Here is a 19,158-nt window from a genome sequence, read left to right as displayed (position 1 = left end):
CAACCAGCACCTAACCCTCATAGAGGCCCGACGCCACGGAGCTTGCGGACTTCAGCGCCACGGCGAAATCGACATCCTTCTCCACTCTGACCCCTTTGGCTCGCCAGGCTTCGGCTTTCGCCAGGTCACCCGACAGCCGCCGCGTATATCGAACGACCGTCCCCTTTTCGAGGTCAACCAGCCAAAGACCCTCTTCGCCGTGAATGCCAATCAGAACTGCACCCGCCATAATCTCTTCCTTTTCAAAATCCGGCCTTCAGCAGGCCTTCTCTGTAATGCTCTGTCTGCCATTTTTCCTTGTTTGGAATCATGGACAGCCATGCCTCCAGATCGAAATTCGGATTGTCGCGTAAGGCGCGCAGTCGATACGTCTTCGCCTTGGCAAGATTCCCCAGCATCGCCCAGCTTGCCGCCGCGAGTCTGCTTGCCGGTCCCGGGTCTCTCATCCTGTCCAGGTAAGCCAATGCTTCGGTGTATTCTCCAAGGAAATAGCTGGCTCCCGCGGCGGTCCAATAATAGTAGTCCGGGGCAAGCGGATTGAGGTCAAGAGCCATTGCAACCTTCGCCAAAGCTGCTTTCGGATTGGCGCCATGGGTGAGGCAATCGGCGTGGCTGCAGATCACATCCGCATAGTGCGGGCTGAGGTCCTCGGCATTCGACAAGGCCTCCAGGCTGCCGTCGATATTGCCGCGGTAGAGCCGAACGGCACCGATTTCCTTGAAGCCTCCGGCGAACCGGCTGTCATCGCGAATTGCGTCCGCCGCCATTTTCTCCGCTTGAAGCAGCAAATCGCCATCGCCGCGCGCCGTCAGAACCCATTCCATCGTCAGCGTTCTGGCGATGCCCGCAAGCGCCGCCGCAAAGCCCCGTTCGTGCTCGAGAGCTTGCTTGAAATGCTTGCGCGCCCGGCGGACATTCTGAAGACCCAGGCGGGACAGGCATTGTACGCCTTCAAGATAGGCAAAATAGGCCTGAGGCTTGCAGCTGAAATCAGACACGATGCCGTGGAAGGCACCGACACGCTCGATGATGGAGTTCTGGATCGCAGTGGCGATCGCGTTGCGATGCTCCGTTATGGCCGCGTTATCCAGCTGGACGCGCGTTGCCCAGACAATTTCATCGCGCGGCATGAAAATCAGCTGTGCGAAAAGGCTGTCGCCCGTCCTCTTCGTATCCAGCGCGTAGACCACATTATGCTGCCTGAGAAGCCCGGCCTTGTTGTTTGAGGAGCGAATCCTCTCTGCCGTGTAGGGAGCGACCACAGAGACGCTTCGATCGACGCAGAGGCTGATCGTCAAGTCTTCGATGACTGCATTGGCGAGCGAGCCGGCTTGCTCCGATTCCTCCAGTGTCTCGGGAGGAAGCAGGGCGATACGCGGCACTCTGCTGTCGGCGGCAGGCGGAATCGTATCTTCGGCCGGGCGGCTTGAATTCGAATCTTTCGTTTCGCCAATCACCTGGATGTAAGAGGTGATTTTCTCGCCAAGCGCTATCCTGACCTCGTCATCGGAGTGATCCCGGTCCAGCAGAAGCATGGCTGCACGCTTCAATTCCCCGCGATATTGGGGCGAAGAGGATTCGTTCAGCGTCTTGAAGAATTCGGTTCGCAGCTCTCCTGCGAGCCGCGCCCGAACGTCGCGCACCCAGACCGCCACAGCCGCGGAACCGCTGCCGTAAGCCGGTAGAAACTCCTTGGCGACGGCATCGCTCAGCGCGCCGAGCTTGGCAAGGCCGGACGTACTTTCGATGGCATCCAGATCGCATCGCAACGCATCGCGGTCCAAAGCGATGTTCGTGGCGACGCCGCTGATCAGCGGCTTGGGGGAGTTGGACGTCGCAGTCGCCAAACGCAGCAGGGTCGATCTCAGGTTGGCGCCGGCTGCCAGCAGATTGCTGGGCCAGAGAAAAGCTGCCAGATCCTTCCGGGGTATGGATCGTCGGCTGTCATAGAGATAGGCCAGCATGAGCAGCGCCTGTCTAGGCACATTCACACGATCGCCCTTCTCATCATAAAGGGCGCAGCTGCCGAGGGTCGTTAAATGAAATGTCATCTTGCCGGATCAGTGCTCGTTGCCAGTTTCGCTTGATTGCACAAAGGAGAGGATCTTCGCCCGCAACCGCTTGTCCTCGATCCCCGACAAGGCTGTTCGCAAAACGGCCTTATGATGATTCGCAAGCCGAAAATTAGCTAACGCCTCCCTGGAAGGAGAGGCGTCGTCCGAGGCACTTTCGAAGAAGAACATGATCGGAACATCGAGAATTTCTGAAATATGCAGAAGGTGGTCGGCACTGATTTTTTCGAAGCCGTATTCGCATTTCTTGAGCTCTTGAGGACTTATACGAAGTTTCTCGGCCAATACATCCCGCGTAATTGACAATTCCTTCCGGCGCAGACGGATGCGCAATCCAACTTCAGCATCGATTGCATCGGGTCTTTTATCCATAAAGAAACCATCCGAAGAAAAACTGCCTTTATGTTCGCAGGTTTCCCTTGAATTCACAATCTTCCAGCAAGGCACTCAAGATCAATTTTACACGGCGTCGATAGGTTTCCGATCTGCTATATTAGGGACATAGCAAATTATTCCATGCCGCCATTGCTTGCAGTATTTCCGACGTGCTTCTGTTCCCATATGCGTCAAAGAACGATGCGCCTCGCCCCTGCCCAATTCCTTAAATCGGAGTGAGAAGTGTGTCCCGCCAGCGCACTTGCCCCCACGGCCGCGCGCGGCGAGGTCCGTTTTGCGCCAACGCTCTCCGATATGGGAAGAAAAATTCAGCCTGAGCAGCAAAAGATGAACGCAGCCTGCAAAAATCCAGCTTTTGTTAATGGTTTGCGTCAGATCATGCGGCGTTGCCGCTGAGCGTTGTCTTCCAAGAACGATCCAGTGTCGGCAAGCAACCGAAAGCCTATTCGCGCTGCACGAATGATTTGAGGCAGCTTTTCCTCACCATTCCCGCGAAAGCCCGATGACGGTGCCCGCCTCTTTCTTGTCGTTCCCGAAAAAGGCCTCATGCAGAAGCTTATTCCGTTTCCACACCAAGATCGCAATCGATCATATCCCTACGAGCCGGAAACCGGCTCCGGGGCTGCCGAGCGACGCGAACCAATGCAGTTGCCACGGCGCAAATGTCAGGCTCTGGCTGGCGCGGCAAACGACTTGGACGCGCTTTGGGCGCGGCTGAGGCGCAACGATGCGCACCGCATCACCCAGCCCAGTCAACTCGGATACGGAGGGTAACCGTGCCGCTACTTGCTCGTGTTCTGGTTCTCATCCTGTTTCTTCTGCCTACGACCGCATTGGCCGGAAGCGACGACTGGCAGGTCGCAAAGGCCACCAGCCAGGTAAAATATACCATAGACCTCTCGAACTGGATGGATCTGCACGCCGGCGATATCGTTCCAAACCGCGCCTGGATATCGACTGGCCCGCGTGGGCGCGCGCAACTGGCGCGCGGTGTCGAAAGCATCGGGTTCCAGCCAAACACCATGGCTTCCATCACGACGAACTCCAGCCTCTTCTCATCGCGCAAGACCGAGATCCGTCAACAGACCGGCACCCTCGATCTCGAGATAGAAAAGCGTAGCCAGCCACATACGACGGTTCAGACGCCGTATCTCGCCGCTGTCGTCAAAGGGACCATCTTCCACGTCCGCGTCGGAAAAACAGCAGCGTCCGTTTCGGTTGACCGGGGATTGGTTCAAGTGACGTCCTTCGCCAGCGGTCAACAAGCAAATGTGGGGCCGCATCAGACTGCTTCCGTCAACCGCAATACCGGCATGGCGGTCTCCGGGCAAGCGTCGGTGCCGTCGATAACCTCCGTCGCCCCGTCGGTGGCGACAGTGCCGGCATTGGGTGCCACCACGTTGTCCGGACAGCCTGCTGCGAGTAACGGCACCAACACATCGTCCCAAGCAGGCACTGCGGACAACAGTGGCGACAAGGGGAGTGCCGGCGGCGAAAACAATAGCGGCTCCGGAAACAGCAGCGGAAAAAGCTCCAGTGAAGGAAACCACGGCAGTGGCAATGGGAATGCCGGGAACGGTAATGGCAACGGCAACGGAAATTCGAATGGCAATGCCGGAAATGGCGGCGGCAACGGGAATTCGAATGGTAATGCTGGAAATGACGGCGGCAATGGAAAAGGGAACGCCGGAGGCGGCGGGAATGGAAAAGGCAACGCCGGCAACGGCAACGGGAGTGGCAACACCGGAAACGGGAACGGAAACGGGAACGGGAACGGGAACGGGAACGGGAACGGGAACGGGAACGGGAACGGGAACGGGAACGCCAAGAGTAGCGCAAAGTGAAGAACGTCAACCGCTTTCTGTCACGTCTTTGCAGGGGTAATCCTGGAACCGTGCTGCTGAGAGCCTTGCTTGTCCTTGCGATCTTCGCTTTTCCAGTCGTCGCGCCTCAACTTGACCCCGTAGTCCAGCTGAACGATGAGTTGGTGGCCGAACGGTTCGAATGGGCGCCCCGCCAGGCTTCCGGGCGGATCGTATTCATCGCCATAGACAAACACACTCTTGATGAAGTCGGTGTCTGGCCATGGCCGAGGAGCATTTACGGAAAAGTCCTGGACAAATTATACGGCGCTGATGCCGGGGACACCTTTATCGACATCGATTTTTCGACACCCTCCAGCGCATCAGAAGACGCACTTTTCGCTTCAGCTCTGGCAAAGGTCGGCGGCGGCGTTCTGCTGCCGATTTTCCGGCAGCAGAAAACGGCAGCGTCTTCACAGACAGAAATTTCACGGCCGATTCCGCAATTGCTTGCCAATGCCTGGCCTGTCTTTGCCAACGTCGCGGCGGACGCAGACGGCCTGGTTCGGCGGTTCGATTTCGGCAGCGACTTCGATGGGAGGCCAACCCCCTCGGCAGCCTCTGCCCTATCCGGCGGCTCCAGAGTATCTGGCAGCCAATTGATCGATTTCTCGATCCTGCCGAACAGCATACCGACATACTCGTTGGCGGATGTGATCGAAGGGAAAGTCGGCATGAAGCAACTCGCGGGCCGCTCCATCGTCGTTGGAGCATCCGCGGCCGAGCTGAAGGACACTTTCAGCGTACCGGTTTATGGCGGACTGGCGGGTCCGCTGATCCATGTTCTCGCCACCGAGACACAGCTCCAGAAACGCGATCTGCGACAAATCCATCAAATGCCGCTCGATCTTTTATTTGCCGCCGCATTGATTTTCGGCGTGTTTTATTTTCGTTCCATGGGCATGGGCAAGACTACGCTTGCTATTGCCGCCCTGGGATTCGGCTGTGAAGCCGCGGCCTTCATCCTGCAGAAAGACCTTGCAATCGTTAGCGGAACAATCGTTCCCTGGGCACTCCTGGCACTCGCTTGGGTTCTTGCTTTGAACGAGCGGATAGACCTTGGAGAGATGATCGCCGCCATCGCCAGCGTCGACGCTCGAAATTCCCGCCGGCTGATGAGGAGCATCATAGCCGACAGCTCCGATGGCATCATCGCATTCGATGCCGACCTCAGGGTTTCGGAAATCAGCGATTCCGCAAAGTCGATCCTGAAGATCAGCGCGGGCGACAGCCTTGCGACGATCGCGGAAAATCCTGTTTCACAGGCGATCGGGGAGATTGCCGGTCGCTATGATCCGCAGCAGATCGGGATAAAATCCAGGACCGTTGAGTTCCTGAAGCCTATAGGTGAGAAGCTCGCGGCCTATGAAGCGGTCATAACCCTTTCGCCGCTTGAGGCGATCGGCCATCATTCCACAAAGACCTTCGGTGGATGCATCGTCATTCGGGATATCACCGCCAGAAAGCTTTATGAAGACGGGCTAAAGCGGATGTCCGAGCAGGACGAACTGACAGGCCTGCTCAACCGGCGGCAATTTCTCGTTCGAATCGAAGGACGAAACGGCGTCATCGCTCTGCTCGACATCGAACGCTTCACGAGCATTTGCACAACGCTCGGGAGAGAGATTGGCGACGCGCTTCTGAAAGCTGCCGCATCCCGGTTGGCCGGTGCCTTGCCCGATGCGACTCTTGCCCGCATCGACGGTGATCTGTTTGCAGTCCTTTCGGCGGAAGAAGAGGATGAGACGGAAAATCTTGCCGAACGGCTGCTGCAGCTCTTTGAGGAACCTGTTGCGTTTGACGGAATGTCGACGGCAATCGGAATTCGCCTCGGTCTTGCCCGATGTGGGCTTGTCAGTGCTGAAAATTCCTTGCGCGCGGCTGAATCCGCACTGGATATTGCAAAGAGATCATCGGCGCAATGGAAAGCGTTCGATCCGGAAATGGCGTTTCGTCAAGCTCGCACCAGGCGTCTGGAAGCGGAAATGCGCGCCGCGCTCCACGACAATCAATTCTTCCTGGTGTTTCAGCCACAGATAGATTTGGCAACTCAACGCTTTGTGGGAGCTGAAGCGCTCTTGCGATGGGAGCATCCTGAACTTGGCCTGATATCGCCAGCGGAATTTATCCCGATCGCAGAATCGTCCGGCCAGATCTGCGAAATCGGGCGATGGGTACTTATGCAATCCTGCACCGAGGCAGCGCGGTGGTCGCACGGCGTCGTCTCTGTCAACGTATCTGCCATACAGTTCGAGCGTACCGACCTCGAATCGGACGTCCTTCATGCGCTGCACCAGAGCGGTTTGGCCGCTTCCAGACTATGCCTCGAGCTCACGGAATCGGCTTTCATCAACGATGGCCGACGCTCCATCGCCAAGATGGTCGGACTTCGAGCGGCCGGCATCGTCTTGGCTCTCGACGACTTTGGAACCGGCTATTCCTCGATGAGCTACCTGGCCGATCTCCCGCTCGACAAGCTGAAAATCGACCAGTCCTTTGTTCGAAGAATGGCTGACGACCCGAGCGTCCGCGAGATCGTGAAGGCCATCGTGTCGATGGGACACGGCCTGGGCCTGGAAATCGTTGCGGAGGGTATAGAGGGCGAGGCCGAGAAGGAGGCCCTCTGCCGGCTTCAATGCGAAACGGGTCAAGGCTATCTATTTAGTAAGCCGCAACGCGCAGAGGAGATGCTGCAGCAATATAGGCTCCTGGCGCCTGCTGTCATAGGTTCACTTTGAGCGTTTCCACTTTTCTTCGAATCGCGAAAACGCTCTATCCTGTTATTTCCCAACGCATTCCGGACGGAAAACCGCTACGCACTTTTCCTGAAAATGCTCTAAACTGCGGATTTTCTGGCAACGATACGCCGGATCATCTTTCCGGACGAAGCACTCTGACGCCGTTCATCGAGCAGGATTGTCGCGGCATCCAACCCGCCCCGCACCAGCTCGTCATCGACATATGCATAGAGACGCCCATGTTCATCCCGATCGCGCCCGGTCTCGTTAAGGCGCCAGCTAAGATATAGTGTGCCTTCAGGTTCCAGAACAGAAAGCAGCCGGCGCACAGCATCAGGGATCATCGCAGGTGCAAGATGCATGATAACGGTTTCGCAAAGAACATTTGCAAAGGCGCCATTGGCAACGTCCTGCAGCTCGGGGAGAGCGCTGAGCCGGAAAGGGATGGATGGATGGAGGCGGCGCGCTTCCGCCAGCAATCCTTCGGACGGATCATAGCCAATGGCTGAAAACCCATTCTGGCAAAGCCATGCCGTGTCACGACCGCTTCCACAGCCGATGTCCGCCGTGAGCCCCGGCTTGAAAAATCGTCGAATTATATCCTGAAGGTCTTCCGGCGTCGGCTGCCCGTCCCAGTCGGCTGCAAAGAGTGCTGCGTTACGGTCGTAGGCCTCAAGAGTCGATTGGTCCATCGCTTTCACTGCTCAGGCACGAGGAAGACAATGCGATTAGGAAATTCTCAGAGATGTGTCAATCGAGTGCCGAATTCCACGAGACGTCGTGCGGGCGCTGCCGTGAAGAACGCTTCCCATAATGCATCCTTTTCCTGACGGCTCAGGATCGATGATGCACGATCACATACCGGGACTGCATAACCAGTACGCATGTTTCCCATCGGGCGGGCCGTGGGGATATATGCCACAGGCCGCATTCATCGGCATTGCACGGCGCAAAGTCCACGTGCCCGCGTTCGGAAGCATACGGAACATGAGCCCGTCCATCCCAGGTCAGAAACCCCTCCCCCAGGCCTGCTCCCGCAGCAATGAGAGCGCGCGTTCCAGTCGGTCTTGGCTCGCCCTCATTGAGGGTGAGCATCTGGTTCGCGGACAAACCTGCGATTCCGTAGCCATTCGCTTCGAGATCGTTGAGCAAATGGACCTGCTGGATGCCAAGGCTGGCCGAAATTTCAGATCGATCCAGCATCCATGGTGGGTTCGCCATTTGCCTACACTCGCCGCCCTCGGGACCTGGAATCCCAAAGGAGGCGACCGTGATCTTGTCCTCGGCGACAAAGCGGCCGACGATCTGCTCCAGCCCTTGGAATTGCCGGGAGGCAAAACGAGCTTCCCGCATGAGCTTCAGCCTACCATCGAGGAGATCGTAGAGCGCAAGATGCACCTTCGTGCCACCGATATCACCAGCAAGGATCATGGTTCCCTACCTCGCATTCCGTCTGGGTCAGCTTGGTAATGACGTTCACAAAGTCTTTTCCGCACCAGGAAGCTTGCGGGTCGAGGTATCGGAAAACCGCGCGTCCATCGGCGAAAGACCCTGCGGATTGGGCTCCGTCAGGCAACCGTAAAGCTCTGGACGGCGGCCGCGAATCCAGCGCTGTCCGGTACACTTGTCGAGCAAACCAAGATCGATCTCAGCGGTCACCATTGCGTCGGCCGCCTGCCAGGTCTCGACCAGGATCCGGCCGTAAGGATCGAGGATCATGGCATTGCCTGTACGCACTTCATCCTCGTCCTGGCCGACGCCATTACTGAAGATCAGGAACATGCCGTTGTCGTGCGCGCGAGACGGCAGCCAGCGCATGAACCACTCGCGACCGTTGGGGCCGCGAATTTCTGCTTCGATCGCTTCCGGGTCTTGCTGCCGGCGGGTCCATTTCTCGACCGGAATTCGCTTCATTCCATGCGGGCTGACGGAATAGCCGCCACCGGCCTGATGCGGTGCGATTAGTATTTCCGCACCCATCAAGGCGTTTGCTCGCGCATTTTCGATGAGATTGTTGTCCCAGCAGATCAGAATGCCGGCGCGGACGCCCCAAGGCGTGTCGAAGACCGTATAGCTATCGCCGCTGGAAATCAGCTGATGCTCCCAGGCATGAAGCTTGCGATGACAATGAATCCGGCCATCCGGCATGCAGACAGCATAGCTGTTGTACAAGGACTGATCCTCGGCCAGTTCAAGAAAACCCGCGCCGATCGCGATCCCCTTTTCGCGTGCCAAGGAAGCAACATAGGAAATCGACGGACCGGAAAGCGGCTCGGCAAGCGCATATAGGCCGTCCCGATCCATCTTAGGAACGTGCCAATAGCCAGTGATGCACATCTCTGGAAATGCGACGAACTGGCTGCTCTCGAGAGTGGCCACATTGGTGAAATGCGCGATCCGCGCCAAATTGTAGGCCTTGTCGCTGGCCTTGTGCTGAAACTGCACGGAAGAGACTTTGAATGTCATGACCGATGCCTCCGATAACTTGCGGCGACTGATTGCTTGGTCATGATTTGACCGCCAGGGCATCCTTTTGTAAAATGAAACTTTCGATTAAAAATATTCGGAAATGGAATGGAAATTAAACTGCTGCGATCATTCATCGAGCTTGCGGATGCAGGTCACTACGGCAGAGCTGCTGCGAAGTTGAACATCACGCAATCGACCCTGTCGAAGCAGATACAGGCACTGGAAGAGAGCGTGGGAGCAGCGCTCTTCGAGCGCGGACGGCACGGCGCGATCCTGACGCCACTCGGCATGCTGCTGAAGCGGGAGGCGCGGGCACTCCTACGTCTCAGCGGGGATATAGATGTCAAGATCCGGCGCGCCAATGCCGGGCTGACCGGGCAGCTCGACATCGGTTTCGGCATTTCGACGCTCGTCATCGCGCCGAAGCTCATCGCGGGATTTCGCGCGGTCACGCCGGATTGCCAGATCACGCTCAACGACTTGCCATCGCGGGAACAACATCAGCGTCTGTTGAGCGGCAGGCTCGATGTGGGTTTTTGCCGTGCACCGGAGAGAGAAGACGAATTGTCTTTCATGCCGCTGATCGAGGAAAAACTGGCCTTGGTTCTCCCCAAAGAGGTGGAGTTCCCTACTCCTGATCGCATGTCGGCCTTAAACCAACTTGGCTTCGTGGCACTTTCCCCATCTGCCGGGCCGGGATTGGATGAGCAGGTCAGCCGCTGGTGCGCAGCCAACGGCTTCAAACCGCGTATCGTTCAACACGCCGAAGACATTCTGACCGTTCATGCCGTAGTCGCCGCCGGACTAGGAGCGGCGCTTTTACCCTGGCATGGCGTCAATGCACTGGCCGGCCGCACCCGCCAGCGACCTCTTTGGGGGATGGAATCTACCTGGCCGGTTGGACTTTGCTGGAATGGGAAGCAGGCAACGCCTCTTTTGAACCGATTTATGGACTACGTTCGAAACACGACAACAGATCTCGGGAAATAGCCTGACCTTCTACGTTTCCGTCACTAGCCCGCGTACAGTTGCGGCGCGAAATCTCTGGTAAGTCCGTTATCCTTCGTATGGCAAAATTCGATCAATTGCTTCGAGGTCATCGGCCGTGCCAGGGCATAGCCTTGCAATAGATGGCAGCCGAGATCCCTTAGGATTTTGGCGTGCTCCATTGTCTCCACGCCTTCGGCAACAATGTCGATGTTCTGCGATCGGCCGATTTCGATAATGGAAGAGACCAGGCGACGCTGAGACGACGACGTGACAATCGGCTTGATGATTTCCCGATCGATTTTAAGCCTCCTTGGCTCGAATCTGAGCAGGCTGACAATGCTGGCATGCCCGGTTCCGAAATCATCAATCTCGATTTCGATGCCAAGCTCTTTGACAGCCGGGATTACCTTATTGAGGACAGGCTGAAGATCGTCGAAAGAGATCGTTTCAAGCAGTTCGAAACACAAGCGTCCCCTCGCCAGCGGCAGCTCGCACAACTCTGTGAGCAGATTTGCATCGGTCAGTCGTCGTGCAGAAATATTGACCGAGACACGCGGGATGCACAGTCCAAGGCCATCCCATCTTGCAAGCTCGAACAGCGCTTTTTGCAGGATCAGCCGATCCATATCGCCGGAGCGTCCCAACCTTTCCGCGACGTGAAGAAATTGGTTCGGGCCGAGCATACCGTTTCGCGGATGATCCCAGCGAGCAAGCGTCTCGACGCCGACGATATCCAACGTGTTCGCGTCAAATTGCGGCTGGAAGAATGCAACCAGTTCGTCGCGGTCCAGCGCTTGGTTGAATTCGTCCTCCAACTCTTTTGAATGAACTGCAGCGCTGCGAAGCTCTTCGGTGAAAATGGCTGCCCGGCCGCGGCCGGTTCTTTTCGCCTCATAGAGAGCCAAGTCGGCATTCAGAAGCAATTGACCGAAGTCTCGGTCGTTGGCGCATTCGACCTCCCAGGCAACTCCGACGCTTGCACCGACAACACATTCCGAGCCATCAATGGACAAAGGCTCTTCCAATGCCCCGACGATTTGCCGGGCCAATTCGCGTGCTCTGATCTCCGGATTGGTGCTCCAGCTGGCCAAAATGAACTCATCGCCACCGATACGAGCTGCCACATCGTTCGGTCTCGTCAAATTGGCAAGACGCGAAGCCATTGCCTGCAGGACCGCGTCACCCCCGGCGTGCCCTTTCGTGTCGTTGATCTCCTTGAAACGATCCAGGTCGATATGAATGAGTATCAGATGCTCTCCTGGACCCGGTCTGCGCGGCTGGGAGATCATCTGGTCGACAAAACGCCGATTGGGAAGTCCGGTCAGTGCGTCGTGTAACGACAGGTACTCCAATCTTTGCCGTGCTTTCACGAGCTTCTTTTTGTTGAAGCGAAGCTTTTCGATCGTCTTTTGGCGCGACTTGGTGAGGAAGCCGACCCAGATGATCGGAGCAACGACGCACAAAGACAGCAAACTCGCGTAAAGCTCAAAAGCGGCTATGCCCTTGTTTTGGCCCCAGCCATCCCCAGGCACAGCGACAAGGGTCCATCGACCATACATCGTATCAACGGATGCGATGACAGGCTGTTTCGAAAACGTGTCCAAGCGGCCGAAAAAAACCTGTTTGGGCAGGCTCGGCTCCGGGGTGGCGCTGATGGCAATCTCGAGATCCGTCGCTTCAAGCCCACTATCCTGATAAAGCTTTGCCGTGTTTATGACCCCGGAAACAAGTCCCCAAAAGATCTGGCTCGTTCCTTCATCGATATAGACAGGGCACCGGGCTATGAAAGCAGTTCCGCCCTGCACGAGTTCCACGGGACCGGTCAAAACGATGTTGTGGGTGTTGCGCGCCAGCATCGCGCCGTCCCGCTGCTTTTCGTTTGTTCGGTAGTCGAGGCCTATCGCCTTTTGGTTTTCTTTTTCCGGATAGACCCATCGAACCACCATGTCCGGTGCGGCAGCGAAGCTCTTCAATTGTGAATCGGGCTGCAGGATCCGTGCGGCAAGTTTGGAAAAAGCGCTCTGGTCCATTGCCGGATTGATTGCAATACCGGCAGCCAGACCTTGCAGCAATTTCACGTTGCCGTTGAGGTTGGTCTGAAGCCGAGAAGATATTGTGGCAAGCTCACCGGCAACAGCAGAGCGTTCGTCGGCCAGCGAGCGCTCCAGCCGCCAATTCGTTGTGACGCAGACAATGATCACGGCTACTATCGCTGCAAATATTGCGGGCGCAAACGCGCTGATATTACTTACCGCAGAGTTCGCAAAACTACGCAATATATTACGATCTCTTTGAAGCTTCATCAGATTGCCGGTATAGGATACGGAATCGCATCTTTACACCGTTTCTTTAAAGCAACACTAACCCCTCGCCATAGGACTGGCTCAAGCGAAGATTGCGTCAGCATCATGCAGTTCGTGGAACGAGAGCATTTCCAGGAAAATTGGGCAGCGACTTCCATCCGAAATGCATTGGGAAATAAGAAGATAGAGCGTTTTCGCGATTCGAAGAAAAGCGGAAATGCTCTTGCTCACCGTTTGCGATCGACGGCGCTGCCCGCCCACAGATCGACGGTTCGAACAGCTTTATTTTCAGGAATTGCGCGCAGCCGGTTCGCATCACGTTTCCACCGATCGTATTCAGTCTGCAAATTCGGCTCCTTCTCCACCAATTTCGGCAGGAGTAGGCCAGTCGGCGCGACGAAGGCATCGGAGCATTGACAGCGGCTCGGATATGACGGCTGGTAACTGGATCTCCCGCGCGAGCCCGGCGGAAAACGACCGAAACGACGCAAGATTGATTTCCGGAACCCCGATCAGAACGGGCACGGAAAGCTCCATTGCGCGAGCCATCAGCGATCGGAAACCGCCACCTTCGGCTTCGGTTTTGCCAAACTTGCTAAGTACCAGAAGGTCGGTTTTGCTGGAGAGCCCCTCCGCCGCTGCCTCACATGCAAGAAGCAATTGATCGGTATCGAGAACACATCCTCGCGCTTCAGGCCCTCGATCCTCGGATATTCCAAAAAGCTTGCCGGTCGAAAGATCCCTTATATACATGTCGCATTTGACGCGATCTGGCCGCGGCTCGCTGTGCTGGATGAGACCGGCCAATCGCATTCTCTCATCGGTCATCATATTGGTGACCTTCCGCAGAAATTTCTCGAAATCCGCGCCTTTCGAATAGACGACGGCGGTAATGGGATAGCTGGAGCGATCAAGCCGCATCGGTCATTTCCTTCGGATTGGCCTTCATGGGATAGCGGTGCGTTTCGATTGCACTCACTGTTGGAAACGCATCGGGTCGAAAGGAAGGATCTTCAGGCTCGTGCCGACTTCAACCGAGGCACACGTCTCCGGCACGATAGCCACGGCATCAGCCGAAACAAGCGTCATCATTCTATGCGATCCCTCCGGGCCGGCGCGATCCGCAATCAATCTGCCATTCCTGTTTGCAAGTCTGACAGGCAGCAGTTCGGTACGACCCGGCTTATGGCCGAAAGCAAAGGCCATGTCTGCAATGACGGGTCGAGACTCTGTCTGTCCGAGAAAGGCTCTGATCATCGGTCGTATGAAGGCGAGCGCGCCGAAAGCGGCGGCTTGCGGATTTCCCGGCAGCCCGATGAAGCACGCATCGCCAACCTTGCCGAAGCCGACCGGCTTGCCGGGCTTCACGGCGACTCCGACGATATCAAGTCGACCGCCAGCGCCTGCAACAGCGTCACACACATGATCCTCCTCGCCGGCGGACATCCCCGCGGTCGTGATCACGAGATCCGCTTCTTGACTGAGCGCCGTCAAGGCCTTCGTGATTAAAGCCGGATCATCGGGTACGCTCTGAAGGCTGACGGAAGTATTGGGGTGTTCCAGAAGAGCAGCGAGCATTGGGCCGTTGGCGTCACGGATCGCGCCGGGTGTAAGCGGCTCGTGAGCAGCGCGAAGTTCCGACCCTGTCGTGAGAACGGCTATCTGTAAGGTGCGGATAGCCCGCACCGTGGTGATCCCCAGGGCTGCCAGCAAGGCGATCTCGGGCCAGCCGATAACACGCCCTGACTCAAGAACCGTGTCACCTTCCGACACGTCTTCTCCGGCCCTGCGAATATGGCCGCCGGGACGAATGCCGGACCGAAACTGCACGCTACCGCCGCTTCGAGTGACATCCTCCTGGATAACGACCGTATCGGCACCCTGCGGCAAGGCGGCCCCTGTCATGATGCGATGAGCCGTGCCCAGCAAAAGCAGGCCTGGGGCATTCCCCGCCTTCGTAATGCCGGTTACCGGAAGAATGGAAGGCGAACCGTCTCCGCCAATGCAAACGGCATATCCATCCATTGCCGCCTGATCAAAGCGCGGAAGGGCATGCGGCGCCTTGATGGGAACTGCCAGAACGCGGCCCATTGCGCTGGCCACCGAAATTTCTTCCTGTCGATCGATCGGCCGGGCGAGCTTCACGGCTTCATGACATGCCGCTTCGAAAGACACCATTCCGGCAACTGCAGGGAAACACTTTTCATGCGGTGGAGCGAGCGTCATGGCAATCTTCCTCGGGCAAGACCTTGTTCAGAATGGCGCGAACCGCGGCAAGGCCCGGATCCTCGGAACGGTTCATGATGCCGATCAGCTGCACGAAATGATCGTCGGATGCCGTTTCCATGAACGAGCGGACGATCGCCGCAAAGTAGCCTGCCGGCTCCATCGCTTCTGCAGCGGCTGCGTTTTCGAGCCGTTTGGCCAGTCCTTCCACGCCAAGAGCATCGATGATCCTTTCGACGGTTTGGGGATTATCGAGGCTGGCGAGTAGCGTACCGAACACGACTTTTCCTCACTGTACCAGAGGGGTCGCAGCGCCGTTAAGCGTGATGCCCCGGATGTCCGCACGGCCCACGAGCAGCGAGATATATTGCGCCGCCGCCTGCCGATGGACATGTTCCTCGAGATAGGTGGCGATCTGTTCCTTGACTGCTTCGAACGGCAGGAGCGAACCCTCGATCTTGCGAACGAGGCGGATGAGATGAACCCCATAGCGGCTTTCGACCGGCGCCGAGATCTCGCCGACGGCAAGCCCGGTCAATGCTGTTTCGAATTCCGGTGTCGTATCTCCCAGGCTGATCTGGCCGAGACTGCCGCCGACCTCGCGGGAGGGACAATCGGAACAGTCTCTGGCCAATTCGGCAAAGCGCTCCGGCTCACGCTTCAGAAGGCCGGCAAGGGAGGCCACCCGTTGCCGCGCCTCAGCGAATGCGTCGCCATCCTGCCGCCGCGCTGCAATCAGGATGTGATCCGCCTCGAAAAGCGGCGGCGTCACGAAGCGCTTGCGGTTATTGTCATAGAAGCGGCGCAACGCCTCCTCGTCTGCCACAGGCGTCTGCACTTCCCGCTCGATAAGCGCACGCAGCACTGCGTCTTCGCCGGTTTCGATGCGCCCATCAGCATCGGCCTGCGGCTCGATGAAGATGCCCAGACGCTGCGCTTCTTCCAAAAGCAGGTGGCGAACGATAAGTGCCCGCGTTGCAGCATGCCATGCAGCACCTGGATTGTCGGCCGGGAAATTCTGCGTCTCGGCGGCGATGTCCTTGCGGGAGATTGCCACACCATTGACGCTGACCGGCGGCATGATGCCTGCCCCGACCGCCCGGCTTGGCGGGCGATCATGCCGGTGCTCATGCTCATCACGAGGCTGCGCGCCGGTGCGGTCGATGATGATGGAAACCATGGTCACTCTCCCGGATGTCTGTAGGAACGCGACGGATGACGCTCATGATCGAAACGGCTCCGCACCACCTGATAGCCGGGGCGCCCGAGGTACCAGATCGGCGCGCTCCAGACATGGACCAGGCGGGTGAACGGAAACAGCAGGAAGATCGTCATGCCGAGCAGCAGGTGCATCTTGAAGATGGGATGCACGTCGGCAACGTAGGCAGCGGCGGCCGGCTGCAGCGTCAGAATACCCTGCGCCCAGTTCATGAACTTCACCATCTCATGACCGTCCATGTGTTGAAGCGAGACGAAGATGGTGGAGAGACCGAGCGTCAGCTGCAGCCACAAAATGAGCAGGATCGCCATATCCCCGAAGCTCGACGTCGCGCGGATGCGTGGATCGAAGAAACGGCGATGAGCAAGAAGCGTGATGCCTATGAAGCAGGCGATGCCGGCAGCGCCACCGGCGACGATCGCGAGCCCTTGCTTGAAACTGTGCGGGATCCCCAGCGCGTCGAAAATCGCAATCGGCGTCAGCAGCCCGCCGGCATGGCCGATGAAGATCACCAGAATGCCGATATGAAAGAGATTGGAACCCCAACGCAGTTGCTTGCGCCGCAGCAGCTGCGAGGAGCCGGTCTTCCAGGTATATTGCTCGCGGTCGAAGCGGATGAGGCTGCCAAGCAGGAAGACAGTGAGGCAAAAATAGGGATACCAGCCAAAGAGTGCGGAATTGATCGTCTCGGACATGATCTTCCTCCTTCAATGGGCGTTGCTGCGCACATCGCGATGTGCGGCCCGCAGTCGGGTTTGAAGCCTTTCGGTGGAACAGCCATCCATGGCACCGCTTCCCGGACCGAAGGTGACGGCTGTTTCCTCCCATTCCGCATCGAGCGCGGCGAGATCGGCCGCCGCGCTCTCAGAGAGATCCGCTTCGCCGGACGCATCGAGCGGGACGCCCGCAATCGCTCGAATGGCCGTTAGCACGGCCGCATAGGGGGAAGCTCTTGAAACCAGCCGCTCTTCAAGCGCACCCAGGATATGGGCAGTCTCTAAGAGAAGACCGAGCGCCTCGCCGATCGGCTTCGTCGACAGGTATTCGAGGAAGAGCGGCAGATAATCCGGAAGTTCATTGGCATGGAGCTCCAGTCCGTCCTTCTCATAAAGGGCGGCAAGATCGACCATGGCCTGACCGCGGTCGCGGCTTTCCCCATGCACATGCTCAAAGAGGTGCAGCGAAAGGCGCCGACTCCTGTCGAACAGCTCGACATAGCGTTCCTGCAGCTCGAAGAGATCGAGCAAAGCAAGATCGTCAAGAAGCGGGCGAAGCGCCGATGCGACGGAAGGCGGCACGAGTTTCTCCGCGGCGATCGCCTCTGCGATCTCCGCCACAGCGGCACAGAGCTCCTCCGACGGATAGGTCAGGAGTGCGGAGAGCGCGCGCAAGGTAAGAACGGCTTGTCTCTCGGTCATTATGCGATCTCCATCGGGTTCTTGGCTTTCTTCTGCGGCTTCGTGCCAAAGAGGTTGGTCTCGCTTGAGCCGCCGGAACAGCCGTTGCCAAAGGAAAAGCCGCAGGAGCCGCGCAGGTCGTAGGCGTCCTCGCTCCATTCGCGGTGCGCCGTCGGGATGACGAAACGATCCTCGTAATTGGCGATCGCCATGATCCGGTACATGTCCTCGATATCGGCGCCAGTGAGCCCGACATTTTGAGCAATACGCTCGTCGATTCGGCCGTCGATGGATTTGGCGCGCATGTAGCCGCGCATCGCAAGCATTCGCTCCAGCGCCAGCGCCACGGGCTCCTCGTTGCCTGCGGTCAGGAGGTTGGCGAGATATTGCAGCGGAATGCGCAGCGAACGAACGTCCGGCATATCGCCGTTCAGGCCCATCTTGCCGGCGGACGCCGCCGATTGGATGGGCGACAGCGGCGGCACATACCAGACCATCGGCAGGGTGCGATATTCGGGATGCAGCGGAAAGGCGACCTTCCAGTCCATCGCCATCTTCCAGATCGGCGAAACGACGGCAGCCTCGAGCCATGCCTCCGGCACGCCGTCGGCGCGCGCCTGGGCGATTACCTTCGGGTCCTTCGGGTCGAGGAAGAGATCGAGTTGGGCCTGGTAGAGATCCTTCTCGTTCGGCGCGCTTGCGGCCGCCTCGATGCGGTCGGCATCGTAGAGCAGCACACCGAGATAGCGGATGCGCCCGACGCAGGTTTCCGAGCAGACGGTCGGCTGACCGGCTTCGATGCGCGGATAGCAGAAGATGCACTTTTCCGACTTGCCGGACGACCAGTTGTAATAGATCTTCTTATAGGGGCAGCCGGAAACGCACATGCGCCAGCCGCGGCACTTGTCCTGGTCGATGAGCACGATACCGTCCTCTTCGCGCTTGTAGATCGCGCCCGAGGGACAGACGGCAGCACAGGCCGGGTTGAGGCAATGCTCGCACAGCCGCGGCAGGTACATCATGAAGGTGTTTTCGAACTGGCCGTAGATCTCCTTCTCGATCCCCTCGAAGTTCACGTCCTTGGAGCGCTTCTCGAATTCGCCGCCCAGGATTTCCTCCCAGTTCGGACCCCATTCGATCTTCTCGATACGCTCGCCCGAAATCAGCGACCGCGGGCGCGCGGTCGGGAAAGCCTTCGATTCCTTTGCCGTATGCAGATGGTCATAATCGAAGGTGAAGGGTTCATAGTAGTCGTCGATCTCCGGCAGGTCGGGATTGGCGAAGATATTGGCAAGGACACGCCATTTCGCGCCGATCTTCGGCTCGATCTTGCCGTTGCGCTTACGCCGCCAGCCGCCGTTCCATTTCTCCTGATTTTCCCATTCGCGGGGATAGCCGACGCCAGGCTTGGTTTCGACATTGTTGAACCAGGCATATTCGACGCCCTCGCGGCTGGTCCAGACATTCTTGCAGGTCACAGAACAGG

General features: G+C 57.8%; 17 protein-coding genes. 3 read left to right on the top strand and 14 right to left on the bottom strand.

The annotated features are described in order from the left end of the window. Window positions 1-10 precede the first annotated feature (10 nt). From Q4Q11_RS08430 to Q4Q11_RS08420, 3 genes are read right to left on the bottom strand one after another with little or no spacing between them, the layout of a single operon-like run. Window positions 11-229 (bottom strand): hypothetical protein, encoded by a 219-nt coding sequence (locus Q4Q11_RS08430; protein ID WP_113214340.1) that lies wholly within the window; start codon window positions 227-229, stop codon window positions 11-13. A gap of 13 nt (window positions 230-242) precedes the next feature. Next, a complete protein-coding gene (locus tag Q4Q11_RS08425; protein ID WP_498569197.1) occupies window positions 243-2,051 on the bottom strand; it encodes a hypothetical protein in 1,809 nt (602 codons plus the stop codon). Between the two features lie 9 nt (window positions 2,052-2,060). Further along, window positions 2,061-2,444, bottom strand: a complete 384-nt coding sequence (locus Q4Q11_RS08420) for a helix-turn-helix domain-containing protein (protein WP_498569196.1) — start codon at window positions 2,442-2,444, stop codon at window positions 2,061-2,063. 800 nt (window positions 2,445-3,244) lie between these two features. Here Q4Q11_RS08420 and Q4Q11_RS08415 point away from each other — a divergent pair. Next, window positions 3,245-4,312, top strand: a complete 1,068-nt coding sequence (locus Q4Q11_RS08415) for a FecR domain-containing protein (protein ID WP_498569195.1) — start codon at window positions 3,245-3,247, stop codon at window positions 4,310-4,312. Then, window positions 4,309-7,068, top strand: coding sequence for an EAL domain-containing protein (locus Q4Q11_RS08410; protein WP_498569194.1), 2,760 nt, complete (start codon window positions 4,309-4,311; stop codon window positions 7,066-7,068). Before Q4Q11_RS08415 ends, Q4Q11_RS08410 begins: the two co-directional genes overlap by 4 nt. 98 nt (window positions 7,069-7,166) lie before the next feature. On the opposite strand, the gene Q4Q11_RS08405 is transcribed toward Q4Q11_RS08410, so the two are convergent. From Q4Q11_RS08405 to Q4Q11_RS08395, 3 genes are all read right to left on the bottom strand, one after another. Then, complete coding sequence (locus Q4Q11_RS08405; protein ID WP_112507565.1) at window positions 7,167-7,760, bottom strand: class I SAM-dependent methyltransferase; 594 nt, start codon at window positions 7,758-7,760, stop codon at window positions 7,167-7,169. Window positions 7,761-7,902: 142 nt separating this feature from the next. Next, window positions 7,903-8,499, bottom strand: a complete 597-nt coding sequence (locus Q4Q11_RS08400) for a glucokinase (protein ID WP_498569193.1) — start codon at window positions 8,497-8,499, stop codon at window positions 7,903-7,905. 45 nt (window positions 8,500-8,544) lie between these two features. Then, a complete protein-coding gene (locus tag Q4Q11_RS08395; RefSeq protein WP_498569192.1) occupies window positions 8,545-9,534 on the bottom strand; it encodes a nitrilase family protein in 990 nt (329 codons plus the stop codon). A 108-nt stretch (window positions 9,535-9,642) separates the two neighbouring features. Between Q4Q11_RS08395 and Q4Q11_RS08390 the strand changes: the two genes are divergently transcribed. Continuing rightward, window positions 9,643-10,527, top strand: a complete 885-nt coding sequence (locus Q4Q11_RS08390) for a LysR family transcriptional regulator (RefSeq protein WP_498569191.1) — start codon at window positions 9,643-9,645, stop codon at window positions 10,525-10,527. 23 nt (window positions 10,528-10,550) lie between these two features. On the opposite strand, the gene Q4Q11_RS08385 is transcribed toward Q4Q11_RS08390, so the two are convergent. From Q4Q11_RS08385 to narH, 8 genes are all read right to left on the bottom strand, one after another. Then, complete coding sequence (locus Q4Q11_RS08385; protein WP_498569190.1) at window positions 10,551-12,830, bottom strand: bifunctional diguanylate cyclase/phosphodiesterase; 2,280 nt, start codon at window positions 12,828-12,830, stop codon at window positions 10,551-10,553. Between the two features lie 336 nt (window positions 12,831-13,166). Continuing rightward, complete coding sequence (locus tag Q4Q11_RS08380; RefSeq protein WP_498569189.1) at window positions 13,167-13,751, bottom strand: DUF2478 domain-containing protein; 585 nt, start codon at window positions 13,749-13,751, stop codon at window positions 13,167-13,169. A gap of 54 nt (window positions 13,752-13,805) precedes the next feature. Continuing rightward, entirely contained in the window at window positions 13,806-15,056 is a 1,251-nt protein-coding gene (locus tag Q4Q11_RS08375) for a molybdopterin molybdotransferase MoeA (RefSeq protein WP_498569188.1), read from the bottom strand. Further along, complete coding sequence (locus tag Q4Q11_RS08370; RefSeq protein ID WP_498569187.1) at window positions 15,034-15,336, bottom strand: hypothetical protein; 303 nt, start codon at window positions 15,334-15,336, stop codon at window positions 15,034-15,036. Before Q4Q11_RS08370 ends, Q4Q11_RS08375 begins: the two co-directional genes overlap by 23 nt. Window positions 15,337-15,345: 9 nt before the next feature. Next, complete coding sequence (locus tag Q4Q11_RS08365) at window positions 15,346-16,236, bottom strand: peptidylprolyl isomerase (protein ID WP_498569186.1); 891 nt, start codon at window positions 16,234-16,236, stop codon at window positions 15,346-15,348. A gap of 2 nt (window positions 16,237-16,238) precedes the next feature. After that, window positions 16,239-16,970: a respiratory nitrate reductase subunit gamma gene (narI, locus tag Q4Q11_RS08360; RefSeq protein WP_498569185.1), complete on the bottom strand. Its 732-nt coding sequence runs from the start codon at window positions 16,968-16,970 to the stop codon at window positions 16,239-16,241. 12 nt (window positions 16,971-16,982) lie between these two features. Next, window positions 16,983-17,693 carry a nitrate reductase molybdenum cofactor assembly chaperone gene (gene narJ / locus Q4Q11_RS08355; protein WP_112507581.1) on the bottom strand — a complete coding sequence of 237 codons (711 nt, stop codon included), beginning with the start codon at window positions 17,691-17,693 and terminating at the stop codon, window positions 16,983-16,985. After that, window positions 17,693-19,158, bottom strand: a 1,466-nt coding sequence (gene narH, locus Q4Q11_RS08350) for a nitrate reductase subunit beta (protein ID WP_498569184.1), incomplete at its 5' end; no start/stop codon positions are given. The genes narJ and narH, both read right to left, overlap by 1 nt.

The organism is Rhizobium sp. UFLA01-1127 (assembly GCF_059803845.1).
The sequence above is the reverse complement of the archived record's forward strand: the minus strand, read 5'-3'. Positions and strand labels throughout refer to the sequence as shown.